Origin of the sequence: Pedobacter sp. Leaf250, from assembly GCF_920984735.1 — a bacterium.
GTDB lineage: Bacteria > Bacteroidota > Bacteroidia > Sphingobacteriales > Sphingobacteriaceae > Pedobacter.
Window position 1 is genome coordinate 19,531 of the sequence record NZ_CAKLBU010000011.1, and the last position, 16,115, is coordinate 35,645.

The 16,115-nt window shown below is 38.6% G+C and carries 10 protein-coding genes; 1 reads left to right on the forward strand and 9 read right to left on the reverse strand.

Features of this window, described 5'->3' with window-relative positions; genetic code table 11:
• Positions 1–47 precede the first annotated feature (47 nt).
• From LUA91_RS11495 to LUA91_RS11525, 7 genes are all read right to left on the reverse strand, one after another.
• Positions 48–1,427 (reverse strand): FGGY-family carbohydrate kinase, encoded by a 1,380-nt coding sequence (locus LUA91_RS11495; RefSeq protein ID WP_231426195.1) that lies wholly within the window; start codon positions 1,425–1,427, stop codon positions 48–50.
• A 15-nt stretch (positions 1,428–1,442) separates the two neighbouring features.
• Positions 1,443–2,723, reverse strand: a complete 1,281-nt coding sequence (locus LUA91_RS11500) for a TIM barrel protein (RefSeq protein WP_231426196.1) — start codon at positions 2,721–2,723, stop codon at positions 1,443–1,445.
• A 299-nt stretch (positions 2,724–3,022) separates the two neighbouring features.
• The gene (locus tag LUA91_RS11505; RefSeq protein ID WP_231426197.1) at positions 3,023–5,143 is read right to left on the reverse strand and encodes a bifunctional aldolase/short-chain dehydrogenase; all 2,121 of its coding nucleotides are present in this window, start codon (positions 5,141–5,143) and stop codon (positions 3,023–3,025) included.
• Between the two features lie 28 nt (positions 5,144–5,171).
• Positions 5,172–6,263, reverse strand: coding sequence for an L-rhamnose/proton symporter RhaT (rhaT, locus tag LUA91_RS11510; RefSeq protein ID WP_231426198.1), 1,092 nt, complete (start codon positions 6,261–6,263; stop codon positions 5,172–5,174).
• Positions 6,264–6,334: 71 nt separating this feature from the next.
• Positions 6,335–9,358, reverse strand: coding sequence for a glycosyl hydrolase (locus LUA91_RS11515; protein WP_231426199.1), 3,024 nt, complete (start codon positions 9,356–9,358; stop codon positions 6,335–6,337).
• Positions 9,359–9,382: 24 nt separating this feature from the next.
• The gene (locus LUA91_RS11520; RefSeq protein WP_231426200.1) at positions 9,383–12,115 is read right to left on the reverse strand and encodes a glycoside hydrolase family 78 protein; all 2,733 of its coding nucleotides are present in this window, start codon (positions 12,113–12,115) and stop codon (positions 9,383–9,385) included.
• A gap of 220 nt (positions 12,116–12,335) precedes the next feature.
• Positions 12,336–13,757, reverse strand: coding sequence for an arabinose isomerase (locus tag LUA91_RS11525; RefSeq protein ID WP_231426201.1), 1,422 nt, complete (start codon positions 13,755–13,757; stop codon positions 12,336–12,338).
• 214 nt (positions 13,758–13,971) lie between these two features.
• Here LUA91_RS11525 and LUA91_RS11530 point away from each other — a divergent pair, with 214 nt between their 5' ends.
• A complete protein-coding gene (locus tag LUA91_RS11530; protein WP_231426202.1) occupies positions 13,972–14,691 on the forward strand; it encodes an SDR family NAD(P)-dependent oxidoreductase in 720 nt (239 codons plus the stop codon).
• An 11-nt stretch (positions 14,692–14,702) separates the two neighbouring features.
• On the opposite strand, the gene LUA91_RS11535 is transcribed toward LUA91_RS11530, so the two are convergent.
• Both LUA91_RS11535 and LUA91_RS11540 read right to left on the reverse strand, forming a co-directional pair.
• A complete protein-coding gene (locus tag LUA91_RS11535; protein WP_231426203.1) occupies positions 14,703–15,560 on the reverse strand; it encodes an alpha/beta fold hydrolase in 858 nt (285 codons plus the stop codon).
• Between the two features lie 8 nt (positions 15,561–15,568).
• On the reverse strand, positions 15,569–16,036 hold the full coding sequence (locus tag LUA91_RS11540; RefSeq protein WP_231426204.1) for a nucleoside triphosphate pyrophosphohydrolase family protein: 468 nt from the start codon (positions 16,034–16,036) through the stop codon (positions 15,569–15,571).
• Positions 16,037–16,115: the final 79 nt, after the last annotated feature.

A 16,115-nucleotide genomic window follows, 5' to 3' on the forward strand; every position in this document is an offset into this window, starting at 1 on the left:
CACAACCGATAAAAAATCGGCTGTGCAATGACGGCTAATCAGAAAACCTATATTGTTCTTTGAATGGCAGAGTAATATTTAAGCTGAATCATATCCGTTGGTGCAGGGTTTTCATTCCATGCATCGTTAATGGCCAAAGCCGTTCCAATTGCTGTAGCCTGCGAAACCGAAGAAGCATAAACTTCTACATCGGGAATTGATGTGGCCAGCAAATGCATGTAAATGGCATTTTTACCGAAACCACCATCTACAAACACCCTTCGAACGCCTTGGTTCAACACCAATTTCAATGAATAAATCTGCTGTTTGATCAAATCAAAAATTAATTGATGGTAAGCTTCTTCAGCGGTTTGAAAAAGGTTTAAATCTCGGTTTCCAAAAGCAGAAACCGAAGAAAACTGTGTTTGTTCCTGCTGGTTCTCTGGAATTTTATTTGCTAATTTTAAAATCAAACCCGGGTTAAACTTCAAGTGCTTAAACAGATAAGCAGCACGATCAAAATGCGTTGCAATACGCTTTAACTGAACTTCATGCTCGTAACCTGCGAAAATCCGGGAGGCTTTAATGGGTTTGCCCTGGTAATGCATATAGCAAAGGCAATCCTGTTTTAATTCTTCTTTGGTTAAGGGTTCCTGATTAAATGGATTTAAGCTGATGCACCACGTTCCGGTGGATATTAAAACAAATGGAGTGGTGAAGTTGGCGAGGTAGGGAATTAGTGCCGCCGAACTATCGTGAAGACCAACACCTACCTGAAAAGTTGCCCCGTTATAATTGGTTTTTAAACTCGAATCTGCAGGTGTAAATTCGCCAAACTTCTCATCAATTTTTTCAAGATTTACCCATTGATGATACTCATTTTTGTTAAAATCCCATAGTTGAGTATGGCAGCCAATACTGGTAATATCGGTGATCGCCTTGCCTGTAATTAAATAACTTAAATATTGCGGTAAATGTAAAGCCCATTTAACCTGATCGAATATGGCTGGCTTTTCATGCTTTAACCTATAGAGTTGCATACCAGAATTTAAACTTCCTAAAATTGGGGAAGCAGTTTCAAGAGAAATTTTTTCTTCCCCGCCGTATTTTGCGTAAAAATCTGCTTTTAAAGTTTCCGGATATTCTTTGAGGTAATTATAAAGTGGTGTTAATGGCTCGCCTTTTTCATCAAGATAAACAAAACTGGCACCATAGGTAGAGAAATTTACCGCTTTAATGTCAAACTCATTCATTTGCAGAACCTGCTGCAGAGAATCGTAAACCGAGGATTTCAGGCTCTCCAGATTTTCACATGGTTCACCATCTTCATCAACAGTTTCTACAAAACGAGCAGAGCGTTCGTAAACGATCTGATAGTTTTCATCAATCAAAAAAAGTTTTTTGTTCGTTTTCCCAACGTCAAATATTGCAATAACCGGTTTTGGCATTTCTCTCGCTCCTATTTATAATCCTGTTGCTACGGTATTTCCTCTATGGTTAACCAAATTATTTCTTACTGCTAAATCGCGATATAATCCTATCGGAGATAAGGCCGCTTTTGCTCTTAATCTGGCCTCGGCCACCAAAGCTCTTAAATCGCTACGGAAAGTGTTTTGTAAAATTTCTTGTGCTTTTGCAACATCATTATTATCCTGTGCAGCGTTTAATGCTTTACGATCGACCAATAAAGCCTGTGCATAAGCGATCATAATTGCCTCAACAGATTGCAATAAATCTTCCAATGGATCTTTCACATTGTGAGAAGCATCAATCATCCAGCCTAAATCTTTTGCATGATTCATTCCTTTTGCGTCCATACCTTCTACCAATTCATTAAAGATTAAGAACAATTGATAAGGTTTGATACTTCCTGCTGTCAAATCATCATCGCCATATTTAGAATCGTTGAAGTGGAAACCACCCAATTTACCTTCCATTAAAAGCAAGGCAACAATTTGTTCAATGTTTGCATTCGGTAAATGATGACCCAAATCAACCAAAGTATAAGCTTGTTTACCTAATTTGCTTGCATATAATAACGACTGACCCCAATCGCCAACGGTTGTAGAATAGAAATTCGGCTCAAAAGCTTTGTATTCCACAAACATTTTCCAATCTGAAGGTAAAGCGGCATAAATTTCCTCCAAACTTTCTAATGTATTTTCAAAAGCTTTACGAAAATTCAATTGACCCGGGAAACAAGAACCATCGGCTAACCAAACTGTTAAAGCATCAGAACCTAATGCAACACCATGTTTTATTACTTCGATATTGTGCTCAATAGCCTGTTTGCGAATGGCTTTATTTACATTTTGTAACGAGCCAAATTTGTAACTGTGTGCCGAACCAGCCTGATCTTGAAAAGTATTCGAATTCATGGCATCGAATTTTAAGCCGTAACTTGAAGCAAGACTTTTCAAACTTTCAGCATTTTGTGGTATATCCCATGGAATGTGAAGGGAAATTGCGCCACTTGCACCATTTAAAGCATGTAACAAACCAACATCTTCGATTTTTTCTTCAATCGTTCTAGGTTCACCACCTGTAATGGCAAAACGACCGAAACGGGTTCCGCCTGTTCCTAAAGCCCAGGATGGAATTGCAATTTGAAAATCGACCAATTTTTGGATTACGCTTTCTAAATCAACGTGCGACCAATCTTCTTTCAAAAAGTTAAGCTTGCGCTGATGTGAGGTTAAAAGGGAATCGTTGTGTTTTTCAATTTGGTTCTGCTCGATATTCATGAGAATATTTGGTTTTGTTAGGTTAATAATTGAGCGATAAAATCGCTTGGTTATGTCATCATCGCTATAAACGACGATTACTATTTAAAGTCATTTCCAGTCTGTGGCGAACCACAGACCGAGAGAACAACTTACTAAAACTAAATTTAAATATTATCAATTAGCTGCTTTCACAGGTGATTGATAACTTCGGTTTATGCGCTCACAAACCGGGGAAACAATTTATGGTCATTGCTGAATCCAGCTACCTCAAATTAAAAGAGATTGCTTCGTACTTCGCAATGAGGGATATAAAAATATTATCTTGCAAATGCCATGGCTACACCGCCATCAACATTTAGCATATTTCCTGTTGATTTGTTTAGCAAGCCACCAACGAAGGCGAAACAAGCGTTAGCAATATCATCTGGTAAAATAATCTGATTTAATAATGTACGTTTTGCATAATAAGCAGGCAGTTCGGCAACGGTAACTCCATAAGCTTTCGCTCTGCCTTCAGCCCATCCGCCAGCCCAAATGTTGCTATCGCTAATTACAGCATCCGGGTTAACTACGTTTACCCGGATATTATCTGCGCCCAATTCAGCAGCGTTTAATCTGCTTAAATGTAATTGTGCGGCTTTTGCGCTTCCATAACCTGCATTGTTTGGTCCGCTTACCAACGAATTCTTGCTTACAATATTAATGATATCGCCACCAATATCTTGCTTTTGCATCGTTTTTGTTGCAGCCTGAGTGATAAAAAACTGTCCTTTCACCAATACGTCGTACAACAAATCCCAATCCTTTTCTGTGTGATCGCCAATGGTTTTTGAGATGGATAAACCAGCATTGTTTACCACAATATCAATTCCCCCAAAAGCCAGGGCTGCCGCAGCAAAAGCGCCATCAATATCTTCCTGACTGGTTACGTTTAAAACAGCAGTGCTGTAAGAATCTTTACCGAATTGTTTTTCGAATTCTGCTCCGGCTTCTGCCAAACGATCGGTATTCATATCATTTAGAATCACCACGCCGCCTTCTGCAACAAACTTTTTAGCAATAGCTTTTCCAATTCCGCCAGCACTACCTGTAATCAAGGCAATTTTACCTGTTAATGGTTTTGGTTTTGGCATGCGTTGTAATTTAGCTTCTTCCAATAACCAATATTCAATATTAAATGCTTCCTGATGTGGTAATGAAGTATATTCGGAAATTGCTTCAGCACCTTTCATTACATTAATGGCATTGATATAAAATTCTGCTGCTACTCTCGCTGTTTGCTTATCTTTAGAGAAAGTAAACATTCCAATACCTGGATATAAAATTACAACCGGATTGGTATCGCGAATTGCCGGGCTATTTTCATGTTTACAGGATTCATAATAATCTGTATACATCGCTCTGTAAGCTTCAAAAGCTGGCAATAAAGCTTCTTTAATCGCTTTGGTATCAGAAAGATCAGCATCAGTTTGTAAATCCAAAACCAATGGACTAATCTTTGTTCTCAAAAAGTGATCAGGACAACTCGTTCCCATTGGGGCCAAGCGAGCAAGATCGTTTGAGTTGGTAAATTCCAGAACACGTACATCATCAGTAAAATGACCAATCATGTGTTGTTTTGAAGAACACAAACCACGCAAAATTGGTGCTAAAGTAGCTGCCTGTTTTTTACGGCTTTCCGCATCAGCACTTTCAATCTTTTGTCCGCCAAAAACAGGGCCTTTTTTACCGTAATTTTGGGCTAAGTATTCGGAACAGATTTCGATTACATCAAGCGTGTTTAAATAACTTTCGTAAGCGGTATCTCCCCAGGTAAATAAACCATGAGAACCTAACATAATTCCACGGATGCCAGGATTTTCATCCAAACATTTTTTTAATGTCAAGCCCAGTTCAAAGCCTGGTTTTTTCCACTCTACCCATCCAATTGTTCCACCAAAAAGCTCTTCGGTAATTTTCTTTCCATCTTTTGCCGCAGCGATTGCGATTGCTGCATCAGGGTGCAAGTGATCGATATGTGCGAAAGGCAAAAAGCCATGTAATGGCGTATCGATTGATGGCGCTTTCGAACTTAAATCGAAAATGCAGTGATTGAACAATTCAACCATTTCATCTTCATGTTCTACACCACGGTAAATATTTTTTAAACTTCTTAATCTATCCACATAAAGTGCCGCCAAGCCGCTTTTTTTCAATGTTCCTAAATCGCCGCCAGATCCTTTAACCCACATCACTTCAGTTTCTGATCCAGTTAATGGATCTATTTCCAATAATTTACATGATGTATTTCCGCCACCGTAATTGGTTAGGCGCAAATCGGCACCCAATAAATTTGAACGGTAAATAAGTAAAGCTACTTCATCACCAGCAAGTTTTGCGGCTTCCTCTTCATTCCACAAATAGCTTACGTGTTTATAATTTTTTGTTTCGATCGACATTATCGTATTTTTTATTTTTTGTGATTTATCATTTAAGTGAGTTACCGTAACCTACAATAAGTACAGAGGCGATGATGGTTAAAATACCCACCAATACGGTTATAAGTGTTTTTCGAGATACACCTTTCCATTCTTTTAAAATTAACCCCCAAACGTTGGCAATTAAAATGATGAAAGCCATGTGCAAGATCCATGAACTTGCGCCGTTACCCATTTTGCTCTCTCCCATTCCATAGAAAAAGAACTGAAGAAACCAGCTGGTACCTGCAAGTGCTGAAAAAATATAGTTTTTTAAAAGTGGTGTTTTAGCGTTCGTGTAATCGCCAAATGTTTTGTTTCTGGCATTTAAAATCATGCACCAAATAAAGTTGGTTGTTAAACCGCCCCAAAGCACAATAATATAGGTAACGTTATTTGAGAATAGAAAATTTCCGGTTTCTGATGGATTTGCAGCTTTCCAAATGGCATTTGCAGCATCAGCCATTGGCTTACCTGCTTCGATACCGAAATTAAAACATGCGCTTAATACACCCGAAACAATACCAACAAATAAACCCAATCCAAATTTGAATTCCGTTTTTACTTCCAATCCATGAGGATCAGTTACTCCGGTATTGATTTCTTTTTCTTTCATCATACCGGCTTTACCGCAAATCACGATTCCAAGCACACAGACCAACAAACCGAGCATCACCATTCGGCCCCAATCGGTTTGTAAAAACATAGTGAAAGTATCTTTTCCTTCCTGCGGAAAAACATCGAAATAAATGGATGGCAAAATGGAACCTAGCACCATACATAGCCCCAGAATGATACTGCTACCTAAAGAAACGCCAAGATACCGAACACCTAAGCCATAGGTTAAACCACCAATGCCCCACAATACACCGAAAAAATAAGCTAATGCTAAAGTTTTCCCTTCAGTTGTAGCAATGATATCGGTAAAATTTGGAATGGTTAAATAGGCTGCTAAAGGCGGAACAATTAACCAAGAAAAGATGCCCCCAACTATCCAGTAGCTTTCCCAAGCCCAACCTTTTACCTTTTTATATGGTATGTAAAAACTCCCCGATGCGAATCCGCCGATGAAGTGAAAAATAACGCCTAAAAATGCCTGCATGCTCTAATTTTAAATATTTGGTTGGTCTAAAATAGAGAATACAGCCACGTCTACTGTTATGCACTGTCATGTTAATCGCTCAGAATTTGAACCGGTCCGATTAAACCTGAAGGCAATAACGCATCGGTTTTTTTGAACACAATATTGGTATTTGTCAATCGCTTTTCTTTGGGCAGCGCTGCATCGCCAATAAGCCTGTTTGGCCATTGATTAATCACTTCGATTTCCAGATTGTTTTCACCAGGTTTTAGGGCTTGAGAAATATTTACCCTCCAGGGACTTGTCCATATTGTACCTAAATTTTTACCATTCAATTTTACAGAGGCAATGTTTTTAACCACACCCAAATCTAAAAAAATAGTTTTCCCTTCTGTTGATAAATTATTTACAAAAGTTTTATGGTAGGTGGCTTTTCCAGAATAGAATTTAATTCCCTCATCATCACTTTTGCTCCAATCGCTAAGCGCATCAAATTTGACTTTTTTTGGTCCAGCCCATTTTGGATCGAAGTTCACTTCCCAATCGCTTTTAAGCTCCTGGTTAACTAATAAATTTGGAAATGGGTTTTTCTTTTTCTCCAATTGATTGGATTGAACCTTGGGAAAGATGACAAAATAAGATTGAAACTTCGCGAACTTCAAATCTATTGATATGCGGTTTCCATTCTTTATATAAGGAAAAGATTTGATCATCTCCCCGTTCACAGGATCCCAAAGCTGAGGTATTTTATTAACCCTGAATGTACAAGTGGAAACTGCTTCTTTATCTAAGCGGTTGGTAATAAAATAGATATCTTCATTATCGGTTCTCCTATGGATAAAATCAATGAAATTATCAGCGCCATCATATTCAAAATCAGGCAAAATGCCATCTTTCGAAAGTACATTCCGAGGTGTTTCTCCATAAAAAACCCTTCCATTGCCAAAATGATTCAGTTTGACCGATTTACCATTAATTTTCCCCCAAAGTTGATTTGCCTTTGCTTTAACCAAATGATCGCTTTGTGGGTAATCACTTAAGCTTGGTGATTTTGTTGGCTTTAATCCGATTATTGTCGCTCCCGCTTTTACCAATTCTTCAAGCTTGTTAAGCACCTTTTCGGGCATGCGTGTATCATCTGGCAGAACTAAAATACGGTACCGCATTCCATCGGGTAACACAATAAATTTATTTTTAACTGATAATCTTGTAAGCAAAACTTCTTCGTTGCAAACATCATAATCGTAACCTTTACCCAAACCCGGTGGGATATGTTTTGGCAACACGATATTTGGAGCGGCATCGCCATTGTAGAAAAGCACATCAGCAACAAACTTTCCAGCCCTAAGTAAAAATTGGCACCGAGAAACATAGGTTAAAAACGCACCCGATTTTTCCCACCAGGTAACATTGCGGTTAAAATGTGTACCCGCACCATACTCATATCCCGGTAAACCGTCTTCTGGTCGCGAGGCGGTGGTTGTATGTACCACTATTCGGTTAATACCTTCGCAAAAAGCACGATCGAGTGCTTGTTTTAAATGTTCTGGTGCATCCTTCCAATGTCTAAATGAGGTAAAAGCTTCTGCTGACGCAGTTGCTCTGCCATAAATATGAGCGGCAGAAGCCACCATTTTAGTTACTTTATTTTGGCCGTATTCTAATCTCGAAACGCCGTATGGCTGATCATCATCCAGACCTCCTGGCTCATCATGTTTAGCCCCAAGCCAAAATTCTCCCATTGGATTATCGCTTCTTCCAAGGTTTTTCAATGTGTCCATACACATGGTTCCCGATCGGCTTGGCCCTGCAGATTCATTTTGAACTTTTAAACCATTTTCATGGCACAATTCTGCGAAGCGTTTGTAATGACCATTTGCCATGCAATCGGCAACCGTTTTACGGTAGTCATGCAAAAAGCGATCAGAAATTTCGGCGCTTTCGATTATATAGCCCGCCAATACCGGAAGATATGGCTCTGGATTGTAGCCACAAAAAGCTTTGAATTTTTCTAAAATTTTGGGTGTCCAATTGGGAAAACCATCTTCAAAACTGTCATCACAAAAATATTTTAATGCTTTAGATTGTGCCTTTCTGGTTTCTTCGAGTAATACATTTCCCAAATTTTCAAACTGAATTTCAACCCCTCGGTGATCTAACCAATCGATAGATAATCCATCTGCTTCGGGCTGTGCGATCATCAGTTTCGAGCCTGTCATCCGGTGACCTGTTCTCACAATGGTCCACTCTCCTGGCGGAACATCCCAATTTAGTGAGCCATCAGTCTGAATTTTATCTGTAAGATTGACTACATTTTTTATTGCGATGGGTTTATCGGTTACCGCATTTTCCCATGGATATAATGTTGGGCCCATTACATCATTGGCTTTGGCAAAATTACTGGCATCTTTTCGATTTGTTTTCGCCGAAAAAACAGCCTGTCTTGCCCCGGTAATTTTTGATGCTTCACCATTTGGGTTCAGAATAGCTACAATTGATGTATCCTGATAATCCAGCTGATCCAATGGCAAATCGATATATTCCTTAAAGCCCGGAGGATTAAAAACATTTTTATACCCATCTCTTCCACCTGGCAAAGGCAATTTCTGTGAGAAGGCTTGCGGTCCTTTTACGTTTAAGGTTGATTGCAAAAACCATCGTCCCGAATTTTCTGGTTTAATCCAGGGGCCTCCCATACACCAGCCCGAACTCAAATTTACGCCAACTTCTATTCCTAATCTATCGGCCTCCTGCAAGGCATGGCGATAAAGCGCTTTCCATTCTGGCGACAAAAATTTTTCTCCTTTTGGGTAAGGAACTCCGCCCAAACCTCCAGCCGAATTAACCAAAAGCATATTGCCAATGCCTTTATCCTTAAATTCTTCAAGATCTTTGGTGATGCCTTTTTTATCAATTAATCCATTAAACCACCACCAATAACCGCCGGCACGAGTTTCATCTGGCGGATTTAGAAATGCCTTCTCCAACAAATTAAGACTATCAGTGGGGTTATTAATATCAAGCAAATGAGCGGCACCACTAGCACTTATAACGGCAATATTTGCAGCAGTTAAGCTACTGATCTGAATAAATTTACGTCGGTTAATGGCGCTCATTTTGGGATGTGATCTAATTATAAATTATTTTGTAAAGGTATATTCGAAGTGGTATTTACCAGATCCAACTTCGAAAACTTTATTCTTTGAGTCTTGATTACGCTTTTTAAGGTAAACCAATTTCTCTACCTCTTTTCCGCTTTCAGTAATTTTGGCGTTTGCCGAGAAAGGTAAAATGATATTTGCTGTAGTATTGGTTGGTATTTCAATATCGAGAATAAACTGATCTCCTTCAATCTTCCAACTGGATTCAATTAGCCCATATAAACTTTCGAATTTGGCCGAGGCGTTGGTAAAATTTCCACCAGGCTGGGGCGCAATATTGATTTTTTTGTAACCAGGTTGATTCGCATCACTGTTTATGCCAGCAACTGTTTTATACATCCAATCGCCAATTGCACCATAAGCATAATGGTTAAACGAATTCATGGAAGTAGCCTGAAAACTTCCATCGGGTTTAATTCCATCCCAACGTTCCCAAATGGTTGTTGCCCCTTTTTTTACAGGATATAACCAAGATGGATAAGTTTCTTGCAGCAACAGTTTGTAGGCTACATCATTATAGCCAAAACGCGTTAATACATGGCAGAGATATGGCGTACCTAAAAAACCTGTGGTTAAGTGATTTTTATAGCTGGCTACATTTTCAGCTAGCCTTGCTGCAGCCTGCAATCGCAAATCTTCGGGAAGCATATCAAAATTAAGTGCCAAAACATACGCGGTTTGCGAACTCGAAACCAATCGACCAGATACAGTAACATATTCCCGCATAAATGCAGCTTTAATATCCTTCAAAAGCGATTCGTATTGCTTAACATCATCATTTTTTCCTAAAATTTTTGCAGCATCTATTACATTTTGGGTAGATGCGGCATAAAAAATCTGTGCAATCAGAAATTTATCGGTTAAGGCGGCTTTACCGTCACGGTCATCAGCCATGGTGTAAAAAAGCCAGTCGCCATAATGCGGACCACTATTCCATAAATTATCTTTACTGATGCTTTTAACATAACCTACCCAAGCTTTCATGCTATTGTATTGCCTTGATAACAAATCCTTATCGCCATATGCCTGATAATAATTGTAAGGAATAATCGTAGCTACATCGCCCCAACCAGCAGAACCTGCGTTAGCCTTACTCCTCACATCTGGAATAACCACTGGAACATTTCCATTCTCATGCTGATCTACTGATAAGTCGGCTAACCATTTAGAAAAAAATGCCGATACATCCATATTAAATGCTGCAGTATTAAAAAATACTTGCGCATCGCCTGTCCAGCCCAAACGTTCATCTCTTTGCGGACAATCAGTGGGCACATCTAAAAAATTCCCCTTTTGTCCCCATTGAATATTGCTTTGTAACTGATTAACCAATGCATTTGATGAACTGAAATTCCCTGTTGGTTTCATATCAGAATAAATTGCAATTGCTGATAGGTTACTTTCAGTCAACGGTAATTTATAGCCAGAAATTTTCACATACCTGAAACCTTGAAAGGTAAAATGAGGCTCCAGAATATCTTCTTTAGCTCCTGATAAAATGTACTTATTCTCTTGTTTTGCTGCCCGGAGATTATCGGTGTAAAAATTACCTTGTTGATCCAGCACTTCAGCATGATTAACCGTAATCGTGTCGCCTTTTGTGCCTTTCAAATTTAACTTTACCCATCCCACCAGGTTCTGGCCAAAGTCGACTACGGTTTCACCTTTTGGAGTTTTAAATATTTTTACTGCTTTAATGTTTTCATGTTTAGTAACTGCCGGACCAATTGGTGCTACCAAATTATCTTTGTTAAGATCCAAAACCTTTACTGCTTTCCATGCAGATGATTTCAGATTCACAGCAGTTCTGATCAACTGCGCATCGAAAGTTTCGCCATTATAGATGTCTGATTTTCTGATTGGCCCCTCGAATGAAACTTTCCAGGTACCGTCAGAATTGAATTTTATGACAGAGCCATCGGTATAGGTTACTTCCAGTTGATAAAGGAGGCCAACCTCTTTTCCATAAATATTTCTTTTGCTTTTGAACTCCAGATTACCACGGTACCAACCATCGCCAACGGTTACAAAGGTTTCGTTTTTTCCTGTATTTAGAAGCGCTGTTACATCATAGGTTTGATACTGTAAACGTTTCTGATAGCTTGTCCAACCAGGTGTAAAGTACTGGTCACCAACTCTTTTTCCGTTTATAGATGCTTCATATAATCCATGGGAAGTAATGTATAATCTTGCTGACTTTACAGATTTAGTTAATTCAAATTGTTTGCCAAATATGGGTGCAGCGCCTACTTTACCATCAGTAACTTTTTCACTTTCAATCCAACTTGCTGACCAGTTAGAACCATTTAACATTCCCGTTTCAAAAAACTGAACTGCACTCCAAGCAGAACTATTTTTGTTTCGATCACTAATTTTTACCTGCCAATAATAACGTTGTCTCGACATTAACTGAGGACCGCGATAAACCACATGTACAGACTGATCGCTTTCTATCTTACCACTATTCCAAGTGAGGTTTTTATTATGGATTAAGTCGTTTTCATTTTGACCTACACGAATTTCGTAGGTTTTTTGAATCGTTTGCTTCACATCCGAAGTAATTTTCCAACCAAAACGAATGGCATTGGTATCAATTCCAATGGGGTTCGATTTATAGTTTAATGTTAAGCCTGATAAGGTTAGATTTTGGGCAAATGCAAAAACTGCAACAAATTGAAATAAGAAAATCAGGATGATTTTTTTCGGGCTCATAAAATTAATTAATCAAAAAAACTTTGTTCAGATATTATGGAAGCAACAATTATTACCAAATTAAAACATAAAAGAAAACCGCTTCGACATATTTGGCATATTAAAGATAGTATTCTGAAAACAAAAATCCGATAGGAAACCCATTGTATCTGAAATTTTATACAACATTATAAAACAAAATTAAACTAGATGTTAAATAAAATTAAAGTTTATAATTTTATTAACAAACCTGAATCATTTCGATTTGTAGTAAATGCGCCAATTTTTTCAGCTTTGCGCCAATGTGCCCAACACCAACAGCACAGTGGTGAGCTGGTCCGGCAGCATTCCAATTCTCAACAAATTTTCTGGCACCAATTGGGAAGCGATACCTGCTATTTGTATTGCCAATTTCGAGAATGGGACCTTCGACAGACTCTCCTTCTGCCACTAAGAAAAACACCTTTCCATTACTTTCAACCACTGACAGTAATGTAACAAGGCCATATTTCACAGACATTTCTACAGATAAACCACTACCAACCTTACCATGATAAACCTGCAGCGGTTTAACTTTTATCTTACCTTCAGCTATGGCTAAATGCCCGGGTCCATCATGCCCCATTAACACCACATCAGCTTCAAAATCCATGGCATAGTATTCGGTAAATGAGCCACCAACGCCGAAACCATCCATAATTTTCATGGCCTGAGCATTTTTAATTTCATATTCACCCGCAACAGGAACCCCATTTGCAGTGAGTATTGAATTACCCAAAATGATCGAACTCATCGTTTCTGCGTTGGCATTACCAGTACCTTTGTGGTAATATGCTAACGATCCTAAATGGTAACGCTCCACCAGCTTATCAAGAGCAACAGCAGTTTTTGCTGCTTTTTCCAATTCAATTTGTTCGCAGGAGGCATCAATATCAAATACCGATGTAAACTGATTGAGCTTCGTATTTATTTCTGTTCCTAAAACTTCTGCTCTTAAAGCAGTGAGTTCATCAGGCTCGATAATTTCTACATGATTTCCAAAAACTGCACACTGGAGGGTGATATCTGAATAAATATCGAGCATACCGTTATAGTAATTGCCTATTAAACCCAAAGTATTGTGGCTCATCAGGTGTGCAACTTTTGCCGCATCTACCCATTCTTTAATTTCCTGCCAAGTATTCTCATTATTTAGCACACCTGTTACCTGTTCAAACGGGACATTAGCTCTTTTAAAAACATTTGCAATTTCTGGAACCGGACAGGCAGCGCAGTAAGCAAGCCATTCGCCGGTCATTTTGGTTCGATCGTTTAATTGATTAAATGTTTTATAATAAATGCTATCTTCTGGAGATAAATTCAAAATGATTACGGGAACTTTTGCCCGCCGCACAACCGGAAGAACTGTTGACGACAGTGCATAAGTAGTTACATATAAAAAAATAAGATCAACATCACCCTTTCTAAAATCGTGCCCCGCCGTAAACGCTTTCGTTGGGTTATCGACCAAACCTAGGTTTAACACCTCGGTGCCAAAACTACGTAATCGATTAGCAGCTTCATTTAGATAACCAATCAATCGGTTTTCTAAGCCATTAAATTGTTGCCAATAAGTATCGAGCCCGATACCGAATAAACCGATCTTAAAAGGATGTTTAGTCATGATTTTATTTTTAGGGATGCTGAATTAAATCTTCGTGTTGAATAGATTTTCTTCAACGAAATTTATTGGTTAGATTTTTTAGAGATAAACTAAATTATGCAAAGCTTTCTGAAATCAAATGATTTGACCTGTTTTTTCGAAAATTTATTCTCTGCGTTATCTATGATATTTCGACTTAGGAAAACTAAAATCATCTTTTTACAGTATAGCTATTATGGATTTCAACAATAAAAACATTTTAGTAGTGGGCGGCAGCGCTGGCATTGGCTTGGCTTTAGTTAAAAACCTGTCAGAAAAGGGCGCAACAATTTATAATGCATCGAGAAATAGCAATGAAGAATGGCCTGCTGGAGTAAAGCACCTTAATTTAAATGTTTTGGAAGATACAGCTGCTCTAACCGAATTTCTCCCAGATGATTTGCATGGGCTGGTATATTCTGTTGGAAGCATAACACTAAAACCTTTTGGCAGAGTTTCGGAAGAAGATTTTTTGAACGATTACCGTTTAAATGTAATTGGTGCGGCTAAGGTAATTCAGCAAGCACTCAAAAACCTGAAAGCTGCTGGTTCATCATCGATCGTTTTAATTAGTTCGGTTGCAGCCAGTACAGGAATGGGCTTTCACAGTAGTATTTCGGCTGCCAAAGCCGGTGTTGAAGGATTGACCAAATCGCTTGCAGCAGAGTTTGCAGCCATAAATGTTAGGGTAAATGCAGTAGCTCCATCCCTTACCGATACGCGATTGGCTTCGAGTTTATTAAACACTGACGATAAGAAAATGGCGTCGGCGAAAAGACATCCTATCGGAAAATATGGTCAACCCGAAGATATCGCGACAGCAATTACCTTCTTACTTAGTGAAGAAAGCAATTGGATAACCGGGCAGGTAATTAATATTGATGGCGGAATGGGAAGTTTAAGAACCAACCTCTAGAATTTAGTTTCCTAAACCTTTTCTATATTTTTAATGATAAATGCAATCACTTCCGGAGATTTAATGATCTTATAATGGCCAATTTCGGTAAAGGCAACAGACTCTATTTCACGGTTGGCTGCCAGAAAATCCCGAAGAAAAGCAACTGGCGAAATTTGATCTTCTGGATCGAAAGCCAATAAATGTTTGACAGATTTATCCAGGTGATACAGATTTAGCAGATTGAAATAATCGGCAGATACATTTACTTCACTTTCAAAATTCTGAAAGAAAATTTCCTGATCAGACTTGCTTACCAATACGCCATCTAAACTTTGTTCAAAATTTTCCTTCAGTTTAATTAATGGCGCAATACTGATTAACAGTTTTGTCTGAAGCGCCACATCCTGCAGTGCAAGAATATTGGCCATAGCACCCAAAGAATGACCAATTACAAAATCAATGGTTTTATATTTTTCAATAATTGCCTTAACCGAATCGCGATATAAAATGAGGTTTGAGAGTTCGGAAATTGAACTTCCATTGCCGGGTGCGTCAAATGAAATAATCTGTACATCATCTAACTTCCGCAGCTCTACAATGAGCTCATAAAAATCAAGTGCTTTTGATGCCCAACCGTGGCTAAGCAAAATTTTTCTTTTACCCGAACCCCAGCTAAAACAGTTGATGAGAATATCGCTCTGCGTAAAATATTGATCGTAAACAGTCAGCCTAAACTGTTCCGCCTCGGCAATAAGTTGCTCGTGATGTAAACGCAAGGGCATTTTTGGTGAATAGAGTACAAACTTACGGATGAGCGCATTTCTACTTTCGCCAGGCTCATCTGCCGAAGCCTTGATATCGGTTACAATCTGTTTGAGTATTTTCAACCTTAAAGCTAAACTAAATGAGATTTTAAATCTGCGGGAGAATAGTTAATCGACTTCAAAGTCTTGTCGTCTGCTTTTCTAAAAACCAAAAACAAGCCATCAACCTCTTTATAATAAGATTCAGTTTGGTCTTTGTCGAAATAATGTTTAATAGTTTTTTCAGCTTCTTCTACAGTTTTGCAAGCTTTACTCATGTTGGAGCGGTGAACTTCATCAAACAGCGTTTTGAATTTTCCACCTAAACCAAATTCATGAATGGCTCCGGCCAAAACATATTGCAAATCGCAAAGGGCATCTGCAACCTCTACTAAATCATCATTTTCAATGGCTTCCTGTAATTCTTTTAATTCTTCCGCCAAAAGCGCAACACGAAGGTTTGCTCTTTGCTTAGCAGGAATTATCGGTGTTTCTAAAATGGGATGTTTGAAAGTTGTGTGAAATTCGGCAACTTGGTTAAGTGAATTGGTTTCTTGCATTATCTGTTCGATTTATGATTGGCAAACTTAATAAATATTGTTCGATTGATAAATTGCTTCAGTGGTAGATTTGTACACA

Bases quoted from the DNA above. Each gene is read 5' to 3' on its own strand.
- LUA91_RS11495 (WP_231426195.1), bottom strand. From the start codon at position 1,427: ATGCCAAAACCGGTTATTGCAATATTTGACGTTGGGAAAACGAACAAA.
- LUA91_RS11500 (WP_231426196.1), bottom strand. From the start codon at position 2,723: ATGAATATCGAGCAGAACCAAATTGAAAAACACAACGATTCCCTTTTA.
- LUA91_RS11505 (WP_231426197.1), bottom strand. From the start codon at position 5,143: ATGTCGATCGAAACAAAAAATTATAAACACGTAAGCTATTTGTGGAAT.
- rhaT (WP_231426198.1), bottom strand. From the start codon at position 6,263: ATGCAGGCATTTTTAGGCGTTATTTTTCACTTCATCGGCGGATTCGCA.
- LUA91_RS11515 (WP_231426199.1), bottom strand. From the start codon at position 9,358: ATGAGCGCCATTAACCGACGTAAATTTATTCAGATCAGTAGCTTAACT.
- LUA91_RS11520 (WP_231426200.1), bottom strand. From the start codon at position 12,115: ATGAGCCCGAAAAAAATCATCCTGATTTTCTTATTTCAATTTGTTGCA.
- LUA91_RS11525 (WP_231426201.1), bottom strand. From the start codon at position 13,757: ATGACTAAACATCCTTTTAAGATCGGTTTATTCGGTATCGGGCTCGAT.
- LUA91_RS11530 (WP_231426202.1), top strand. From the start codon at position 13,972: ATGGATTTCAACAATAAAAACATTTTAGTAGTGGGCGGCAGCGCTGGC.
- LUA91_RS11540 (WP_231426204.1), bottom strand. From the start codon at position 16,036: ATGCAAGAAACCAATTCACTTAACCAAGTTGCCGAATTTCACACAACT.